10 protein-coding genes are annotated in these 8500 nt (G+C 67.3%); 3 read left to right on the plus strand and 7 right to left on the minus strand.

Annotation, left to right across the window (positions count from 1 at the left end; translation table 11 throughout):
* Positions 1 to 53: 53 nt before the first annotated feature.
* From Q5H94_RS11010 to Q5H94_RS11020, 3 genes are read right to left on the minus strand one after another with little or no spacing between them, the layout of a single operon-like run.
* A complete protein-coding gene (locus Q5H94_RS11010) occupies positions 54 to 377 on the minus strand; it encodes a 2Fe-2S iron-sulfur cluster-binding protein (protein WP_304561305.1) in 324 nt (107 codons plus the stop codon).
* Positions 374 to 1444, minus strand: coding sequence for a cysteine desulfurase family protein (locus Q5H94_RS11015; protein WP_304561306.1), 1071 nt, complete (start codon positions 1442 to 1444; stop codon positions 374 to 376). Before Q5H94_RS11015 ends, Q5H94_RS11010 begins: the two co-directional genes overlap by 4 nt.
* A complete protein-coding gene (locus Q5H94_RS11020; protein ID WP_304561307.1) occupies positions 1441 to 2493 on the minus strand; it encodes a cysteine desulfurase family protein in 1053 nt (350 codons plus the stop codon). The genes Q5H94_RS11015 and Q5H94_RS11020 overlap by 4 nt, the downstream gene beginning before the upstream one ends.
* A 101-nt stretch (positions 2494 to 2594) precedes the next feature.
* On the opposite strand from Q5H94_RS11020, the gene Q5H94_RS11025 reads away from it, so the two are divergent.
* The gene (locus Q5H94_RS11025; protein WP_304561308.1) at positions 2595 to 3251 is read left to right on the plus strand and encodes an alpha/beta hydrolase; all 657 of its coding nucleotides are present in this window, start codon (positions 2595 to 2597) and stop codon (positions 3249 to 3251) included.
* A 110-nt stretch (positions 3252 to 3361) separates the two neighbouring features.
* Here Q5H94_RS11025 and Q5H94_RS11030 read toward each other — a convergent pair whose 3' ends face one another.
* The 3 genes from Q5H94_RS11030 to Q5H94_RS11040 form a co-directional block, all read right to left on the minus strand.
* On the minus strand, positions 3362 to 3919 hold the full coding sequence (locus Q5H94_RS11030) for a hypothetical protein (RefSeq protein WP_304561309.1): 558 nt from the start codon (positions 3917 to 3919) through the stop codon (positions 3362 to 3364).
* 38 nt (positions 3920 to 3957) lie between these two features.
* Entirely contained in the window at positions 3958 to 4128 is a 171-nt protein-coding gene (locus tag Q5H94_RS11035; RefSeq protein WP_304561310.1) for a hypothetical protein, read from the minus strand.
* Positions 4129 to 4281: 153 nt separating this feature from the next.
* The gene (locus Q5H94_RS11040; protein ID WP_304561311.1) at positions 4282 to 5250 is read right to left on the minus strand and encodes a threonine ammonia-lyase; all 969 of its coding nucleotides are present in this window, start codon (positions 5248 to 5250) and stop codon (positions 4282 to 4284) included.
* 148 nt (positions 5251 to 5398) lie between these two features.
* Between Q5H94_RS11040 and Q5H94_RS11045 the strand changes: the two genes are divergently transcribed.
* Positions 5399 to 6631 carry a type III PLP-dependent enzyme gene (locus Q5H94_RS11045; RefSeq protein WP_304561312.1) on the plus strand — a complete coding sequence of 411 codons (1233 nt, stop codon included), beginning with the start codon at positions 5399 to 5401 and terminating at the stop codon, positions 6629 to 6631.
* Between the two features lie 138 nt (positions 6632 to 6769).
* The gene (locus Q5H94_RS11050; RefSeq protein ID WP_304561313.1) at positions 6770 to 7819 is read left to right on the plus strand and encodes a 1,9-bis(guanidino)-5-aza-nonane synthase; all 1050 of its coding nucleotides are present in this window, start codon (positions 6770 to 6772) and stop codon (positions 7817 to 7819) included.
* A 34-nt stretch (positions 7820 to 7853) separates the two neighbouring features.
* On the opposite strand, the gene Q5H94_RS11055 is transcribed toward Q5H94_RS11050, so the two are convergent.
* On the minus strand, positions 7854 to 8500 hold a 647-nt coding region (locus tag Q5H94_RS11055; protein WP_304561314.1), incomplete at its 5' end, for a methyl-accepting chemotaxis protein.

The raw sequence follows: 8500 nt of genomic DNA on the forward strand, positions 1-8500 counted from the left end.
CGGCGTCATAACACCTGCGATGTTACATCCGTTCGGGCACGGAAGCGTAATGATCAGCGGCCCTGCATGTTCCGCGCGATATCGGGGATGCGCACGGTGATCGCACGGTGCAGCACGATCTGGCAGGCGAGCCGGCTGGTGCGGGTAGCGCCAGCGGCGAGATCAAGCATGTCCTCCTCGTCCTCCGACGGCGGCGGCAGCGCAGCAAAATCCGCAGCATCGACGATGACGTGGCAGGTCGAGCAGGCCATCTGCCCCTCGCACGTGCCCTCGAGCGGCTGATCGGCGGCCTGCGCCACGTCGAGCAGAACGTCGCCGGGGTTCGCCTGGACGGTACGCCGCTCGCCACCGCGTTCGATGAAGGTCACGTCGATCATGCTGCGATCCGTTGCGCGTTTGCGGCGGCGATGATGCGCTCGACGCCGTCGATCAGCTCGCCTTCGGTGGTGTAGCGCCCGAAGCCGAGGCGGATGCTGGCGCGCGCCTGCGCTTCGGAGAGGCCGATCGCGCGCAGCACGTGGCTGGAGCGCCCCGATCCGCTTGCGCAGGCCGAGCCCGCCGAGAAGGCGATGTCGCGCAGTTCCGACATGAGCCGCGCAACGTCGAGCCCGTCGCGGCGGACGTTGAGATTGCCCTTGTAGCGCAGATCGCGCGCGCCGTTGAGGTGCCAGCCGTTCGCCTCGAACCGTTCCAGCGCCGCCGCGAACAAGCGTTCGACATGGGCGCGATCCTCGTCATGGCGTTCGCGCGCGAGCCGCGCCGCGACGCCGAAGCCGACGCAGAGCGCGGGGCTGAGCGTGCCCGAGCGGCCCGCTTTCTCCTGCCCGCCGCCGTGGAGCAGCGGTGCGATCTCAACGCCGTCGCGGATCCACAGCGCGCCGATGCCCTTGGGTCCGTGAATCTTGTGCGCGGACATCGCGATCATGTCGCAGGCCTCGGGGATGGCGACGCGGCCGTAGCCCTGCACCGCGTCGCACAGCATCAGCGCACCGGCGGCGTGCGCTTTCGCCGCAAGGTCGGCGACCGGCTGGACGACGCCGATCTCGTTGTTGACGAGCATCGCCGCGACGACGCCAGTGCCGGGCGCGATGGCGAGGTCGGGCGCGACGAGCCCGTCCGCGCCGACCGGCAGGATCGTCGCGTCGCGCTCCGCCACGGTATCGAGCACGGCGGCATGTTCGCTCGCGAGGGTGACGATGGGGCCGCGCGTGCCCTGGATCGCCCAGTTGAGCGCCTCGGTCGCGCCGCTGGTGAAGCTCACCGTGCCGCCGGGGGGCAGCAGCGCGGCGATTTGCGCGCGGGCGACCTCGACCGCCGCTTTCGCCTTGCGGCCGGCGGCGTGGGCGGAATGGGGGTTGGCGAAATCGTCGCGCAGCCACGGCACCATCGCCTCGAACGCTTGCGGAGCCAGCGGGGTCGTCGCCTGGTAATCGAGGTAGATCACGCCGCAAAGGCCCGCGTGCTGCGCGCGATGCTGCGCCATTCGGCGACGAAGCGGTCGACATCGGCCTCGGTCGTGCTGCGGCCGAAGCTGACGCGGATCACCTCGCGCGTGGCCTCGGCGTCCCAGCCCATCGCGGTCAGGACGTGGCTCGGCTTCATGCTGCCCGAGGAACAGGCACTGCCCGCCGATACGGCGATCCCGGCCATGTCGAAGCGCACGAGCTGCGTCGCCGCCGCGAGCCCGCGCATCCGGTAGGAGCCGATCGCGGGGTGGCGCGCGCTGCCCTCCGCGACGACGTCGCCGCCCGAGCGGCGGATCGCATCGTCGAGCCTCGCGCGCAGATCCGGCCGGAGCGGTTCCGCCACCTCCAGCGCCGCCGCGAAGCCGAGCGCGCCGGGGAGGTTCTCGGTCCCGGCGCGGTAGCCCCGCTCCTGCCCGCCGACAGGGGTGAGCGTCGCGAGATCGCGCACCAGCAGCGCGCCGATCCCCGGCGGCCCGCCGCGCTTGTGTGCGGAGATGGCGACGAAATCGGCGAAGCCGAGGTCATCGGCCCCGGCGGGCATCTGCGCGGCATCGACCAGCAGCAGCGCTCCCGCCGCGTGGACCGCATCGGCGATGGCGGCGAGCGGCTGGCGCACGCCGGTTTCGCTATTGGCCCACTGCACGGCGAGGAGCGTGCCGGGCGCGATCTTTGCCGCATCGAGCGCGACCAGACCGTCCGCGCCAACCGGCAGCACGCCCGCGCCCGGCGCCGCGCGGATCGTCGAATCGTGCTCGGTCGCACCGATCAGCCGCGTCTCCGCGACCGACCGCTGCAGCGCGACCGCCAGCGCCTCGCTCGCGCCGCTCGTCAGGATCGTCTCGCCGCGCCAGCCGTAAGCCGCCGCGATCCGCCCGCGCGCCGCCTCCAGCGCCGCCCTTGCCGCCCGCCCCTCGGCATGCGGCGAGGAGGGATTCGCCCAGCGCGCCATGCCCTCGGCCACCGCATCGCGTGCCTCCGCCAGCATCGGCGTGGTCGCGGCGTGATCGAGATAGAGACGGGTCTGCAAGGCGGGCGAGGTCCACAATGATTGCGCGTTCGGGCGTCATGCCTATATAGCGCCCAATTCCGCGTGTCCCACGCTCCTCCGATATATTGTCAGCAGGTTCGATGCCCGAAGTCATTTTCCCCGGCCCCGACGGCCGCCTCGAAGGCCGTTTCGCCCCCGCCCCGCGCCCGCGCGCACCCGTCGCGATGATCCTGCATCCGCACCCGAGCTCGGGGGGCACGATGAACAACCGCATCGTGCAGGAGCTCTACAAGACGTTCCAACGGCGCGGCTTCGCGACGCTTCGCTTCAACTTCCGCGGCGTCGGCAAGAGCCAGGGGACGTTCGACAACGGCGTCGGCGAGCTGTCGGACGCGGCGAGCGCGCTCGACTGGGTGCAGAGCTTTCACCCGGAGGCCTCGACCACCTGGATCGCGGGCTTCAGCTTCGGCGCGTGGATCGGCATGCAGCTGCTGATGCGCCGCCCGGAAATCCGCGGCTTCGTCTCGGTCGCGCCGCCCGCCAATATGTACGACTTCACCTTCCTGGCGCCGTGCCCGGCGAGCGGCATCATCATCCAGGGCGAGAATGACGAAGTGTCGCCGGCAGGCGCGACCCAGAAGCTGGTCGACAAGCTGCGCACGCAGAAGCACATCACCATCCACCACGACACGATCCCGAAGGCGAACCATTTCTTCGAGCACGAGATGCCGGAGCTGATGGGGTCGGTGGACAAGTATCTGGATATGCGGCTGGACCCCAATTCACCGATTCGGTGAATTGGGAGCAGCGGATTAGCGCAAGCTAATCCGCGTCCGCGATGTCCAGCCCGGCCGGCGGTGCGCCAGCACCGGCCGACGGCACGGGCTTTGCCCGTGTCGGGCTCGCTTCAAGGTCCCCACCGGTCCCATTGGACACTGCCGACCCCCGGGACCAATTCAACCTCGACCACGCTGGTCAACCGTTCGTAAATCTGTGGTATTTGCGTCCGCTCATACTGCGTCAGAAACGTGTAGACGACATCGATCAGGCTATTGCCGCCAACGATCATGTTCGCCCTCCCTTCGGTGAGGTCCAACCTCCAACGCACCAGGTAATTCTTGTTTAATTCAGCCTCCAGCATGTCTTTGCTTTGCCAACTTGTATCCGCGTACATAGAGGCGACACCCTTGCTTTCGAAAGCCACATCAATCTGTCGACCGACGCGGTTGCCCAGAAGGACGATCTCGTATCTTCCGTCCGCCGTGCGCCAGTGCGAGCCGCGTTTCTCGCTCCTAAATTCCGTGAAGGACAATGGCAGCATTCTTGGATGCATCTCGCGGGGCGAGATATTCGCAGCGGGCGGTTTCTCCGCGCTTTTCCGGGGTCGCATGAACACGATGCAACAGGCCACGCCGACACCGGTAACGACGGTATAGAGGAAGCCCGCGTAGATCATTTGGTTCATGCGACACCCCGCGACTGTTCAGCGAACACCTCCATCCCTCACATCGTCCAGATCGCCACATTCCCCACCAGCACCGCCGCCATCACGACCATCAGCACGCCCTTGAAGCGCGTGTCGGGGCGGCGGGTCAGGCGGATGCCGAACCAGACGAGCGCGAAGGCGGCGAGCATCGCGATGGTCGGGGCGAGGGTTTCAAGGGCAGAACTCAACCTAAACTCCGTTCGGGCTGAGCTTGTCGAAGCCCTGCCCTTCTTTGCGACCGTAGAGAGAAGGGCAGCCCTTCGACAAGCTCAGGGCGAACGGAAAATGGGAGGGCATTTCTCCAAACAACCCAGCGGCCCCGGCCTGCGCCGGGGCGACGGTCAGTCGCTCCCCGCCAGCACGCCCGCATAGGCGGCCGTATCTACATTCCCTCCCGACAGCAGCACCAGCAGGCCCGGCTCGACCTTCACCTTGCCCGCCAGCACCGCCGCCAGCGCGACCGCGCCGCCCGGTTCCACCACCAGCCGCAATCGCTCCGCCGCCCAGCGTTGCGCGCTGCGGATTTCGGCCTCGCTGACCGCCACGCCGCTCGCATCGCGGCGCGAGAGCACGTCGAAGGTCAGCTGCGACACGCGCGTCGTCTGCAGCGCGTCGCAGGCGGTGGCGGGCGGGTTCTCGCCCACTTCCTCGATCCAGGATGCAGCCAGCGAGCGCGTCATGTCGTCCCAGCCCTCGGGCTCGACGATCGTCACCTTCGCATCGGGAAGCGCGAGCGCGACGCCCGCCGACAGCCCGCCGCCGCCGCACGGCACGACCGCGTGGGTGGGCGAGCCGAGCCCCATCTCGCTCATCTGCGCCGCCGCTTCGATGGCGCAACTCCCCTGCCCCTCGATGATCCACGGATCGTCGAAGCTCGGCACCAGCACAGCGCCGCGCGCCTCGGCGAGTTCGGCGGCGATCTTCTCGCGCGATTCGGTCCTGCGGTTGTAGGTGACGACCTCGGCCCCGAGCGCCAGCGTGCCCTCGCGCTTCGATTTCGGCGCGTCGGCGGGCATGACGATCAGCGCGGGCATCCCCAGCCGCTTCGCCGCCCAGGCGACACCCTGCGCGTGATTGCCGGAGGAAAAGGCAACGACGCCCTTCGCGCGCGCTTCGGGATCGATCGCGGTGAGCCGATGCCACGCCCCGCGCAGCTTGAACGCGCCCATCGGTTGCAGCGATTCGGCTTTGAACGCGACGCCAACCCCTTGAATTTCCGCCACCAACAAAGGGCTGCGCGGCAGGATTGCTGCGATCTTCGCTGCGGCGTCGCGCACCCCCGCGCGGGTCGGCTGTCTTAAAATTGTCACACGTCACCTCCGGTCCAATACCGACCCACCGAAAACCGCTTTACATCGCGAAAAGTCGACCCTATCTCGCCCTTCCGCTGCCCCATGGGACTTCCAACCGCAAGGCAGCTTTTTTCGACTTGTCTCACGACATTGGAGGTCCCTTGAGTTGCACAAGCATCATAACGCGCTGGGGTTAGCGACCACCATTTCGGACGCCGCCGTCTCTTTCGAGCGTGGCTACGATATCGCTAAGCACGGACCGGTACAGCCGGTCACGCTCATTCGTCCGCACGCCGCATCGCGTGCCGCCCGTTTCTTCGTCGAGAAGTTTCCGGGCCGCTCGATGTATGCGGTGAAGGCGAATCCTTCTCCCGAGCTCCTGCAGATCCTGTGGGACAGCGGCATCACGCATTACGACGTCGCTTCGTTGAACGAAGTCCGTCTCGTTGCGCGCACGCTGCCCGAGGCGACCCTGTGCTTCATGCACCCGGTCAAGGCCGAGGAAGCGATCGCTCAGGCGTATTTCGAGCACAATGTCCGCACCTTCTCGCTCGATTCGATCGAGGAGCTGGAGAAGATCGAGCGCGCAACGCGAGGGGCGGAAGACCTCACCTTGTGCGTCCGCCTGCGCGTCTCTTCGGAACATTCGAAGCTGAGCCTGGCGTCGAAGTTCGGTGCCGCACCGGGCGAGACGAAGGAACTGCTGTTCCGCACCCGCCAGGTCGCCGATGCGCTCGGCATCTGCTTCCACGTCGGTAGCCAAGCGATGACGCCCGAGGCGTATTCGAACGCGATGGAGCGCGTGCGCGCGGCGATCGTCGATGCGGCGGTGACCGTGGACGTGATCGACGTCGGCGGTGGTTTCCCGTCGAGCTATCCCGGCATGGAGCCTCCCCCGCTCGAACATTATTTCGAGACGATCCACCGCGCCTTCGAATCGCTGCCGGTCAGCTATTCGGCGGAACTGTGGGCCGAGCCGGGCCGTGCGCTGTGCGCCGAGTACAGCTCGATCATCGTGCGCGTGGAGAAGCGCCGCGGCGACGAGCTCTACATCAACGACGGCGCGTACGGCGCGCTGTTCGATGCGGCGCATATCGGCTGGCGTTTTCCGGTCGAGCTGCTGCGTGAGCCGGAGAGCCGGGCGAAGGACGTGGCGTTCAGCTTCTACGGCCCGACCTGCGACGACCTCGATCATATGGTAGGCCCGTTCTACCTGCCCGCCGACGTCAAGGCCGGCGATTATATCGAGATCGGCATGCTCGGTGCCTATGGCTCGGCGATGCGGACGGCGTTCAACGGCTTCGGATCGGACGAGACGATCGTCGTGACGGACGAGCCGATGGTCTCGCTGTACGAGCGTGCGGATCGTCAGGTCGCCTCGAACGTCGTCAAGCTGTAACAGCTTTATAGCATTTCGCTCTACCTCCTCCCCTCCCGCTTGCGGGAGGGGTCGGGGGAGGGCATTTTTCATTGGGAGCGGCTGCGACATGCCCTCCCCTAGCCCCTCCCGCGAGCGGGAGGGGAATAAGGAGCGACCATGACCGAAGCCCTCAATACCAATCGCAAGGCGGAGCTGCTCTCCACCGTCGTCGAGCATATCGACATCACCAGCTTCGACGCGCGCCCGATCGTCGACCAGATGAAGAATATGTCGTTCACCAGCCGCGACCTCGGCCGCGCGACCGACATCTACAACCAGATGCTGGCGGACCCGGACTGCACGATCTTCCTCGTCATCGCGGGCTCGACCTCGGCGGGCGGGTGCATGGATCTCTACGCCAAGCTGCTCGAATCGAACATGATCGACGGCGTGGTCGCGACCGGCGCGTCGATCGTCGACATGGATTTCTTCGAAGGGCTCGGCCACAAGCATTATCAGGCGCTGGAAGTGCCCGATGACGACACGCTGCGCTCGCTGCTGATCGACCGCATCTACGACACGTATATCGACGAGGAGCAGCTCCAGGACTGCGACCATACGATCTACGAGATCGCCAACAGCCTCGAGGCGCGCCCCTATTCGAGCCGCGAGTTCATCCGCGCAATGGGCAAGTACCTCGCCGAGAACGGCAAGAAGGAGAACAGCCTCGTCAAGCTCGCCTACGAGCATGACGTGCCGATCTTCTGCCCGGCGTTCGTGGACTCGTCGGCGGGCTTCGGCCTCGTCAAGCATCAGGTCGACCGCGCCAAGGAGGGCAAGCCGTACATGGTGCTCGACGCGATCGCCGATTTCCGCGAGCTGACCGACATCAAGATCAAGGCGGGCACCACCGGCCTGCTGATGATCGGCGGCGGCGTACCGAAGAACTTCATCCAGGATACGGTGGTGTGCGCCGAGATCCTCGGCCATGACGACGTGCAGGTCCACAAATACGCCGTGCAGATCACCGTCGCCGACGTGCGCGACGGCGCCTGCTCGTCCTCCACGCTGCAGGAGGCTGCGTCGTGGGGCAAGGTCAACACGGGCATCGAGCAGATGGTGTTCGCGGAAGCGGGCTCGGTGATGCCGCTGCTGGCGTCGGACGCCTACCACCGCGGTCTCTGGAAGGACCGCCCGAAGCGCCGCTGGGGCGCGAGCTTCGACTGATCCACTCGGTCGCCCCGGTCATGCGCCGGGGCGACTAGATCTCCGCGATCAGCGCCACGAAATCGCGTGCGCGGTCGTGCAGGCCGGTCGCGGAGCCCGAAAGCGAGCGCGACAGCGCGTTGAGCGCCTCCGCGCCGTCGCCGAGTGCGGCAGCATCGTCGCCGATATCGACGGCACGCGCGCAGATTTCCGATCCCGCCGTCACCGATTGTTCGACGTTGCTGGCGATGGCGAGTGTCTCGGCACCCTGCTGGCCGAGCGCAACGTCGATGGAATCGGAGATGCCGGCGATCGCCTCGATCGCGCGCTCGATCTCGGCATGGCCCTGCACGACGCGGTCGAGCATCGCGTGGATATCACCGACGTGCCCGCCGATCCGCTCGGCCGCCGTCCGCGTCTGCTGCGAGAGCGATTTCACCTCCGCCGCGACCACCGCAAAGCCCAGCCCCGCCTCGCCGGCGCGTGCCGCCTCGATCCCGGCGTTGAGCGCGAGGAGGTTGGTCTGCTTCGCCATGTTCTGGATGAGCGCCAGCATCGAATCGATCGCCTGCGCCGTATCGGCGAGCGCGGCGACGCGGGTGCCCGCCTCGCTGACGCTGCCGTGCGCGTCGTCGCGGACCCGGCGCGCGGCGCGGCTGTCGGCCTGGACGCGCGCGACCGCGTCGGTCAGCCCCTGCCCGC

The sequence above is a fragment of the Sphingomonas immobilis genome (assembly GCF_030580995.1).
Lineage (GTDB): Bacteria > Pseudomonadota > Alphaproteobacteria > Sphingomonadales > Sphingomonadaceae > Sphingomonas > Sphingomonas immobilis.

Bases quoted from the DNA above. Each gene is read 5' to 3' on its own strand.
- Q5H94_RS11025 (WP_304561308.1), top strand. From the start codon at position 2,595: ATGCCCGAAGTCATTTTCCCCGGCCCCGACGGCCGCCTCGAAGGCCGT.
- Q5H94_RS11010 (WP_304561305.1), bottom strand. From the start codon at position 377: ATGATCGACGTGACCTTCATCGAACGCGGTGGCGAGCGGCGTACCGTC.
- Q5H94_RS11050 (WP_304561313.1), top strand. From the start codon at position 6,770: ATGACCGAAGCCCTCAATACCAATCGCAAGGCGGAGCTGCTCTCCACC.
- Q5H94_RS11030 (WP_304561309.1), bottom strand. From the start codon at position 3,919: ATGAACCAAATGATCTACGCGGGCTTCCTCTATACCGTCGTTACCGGT.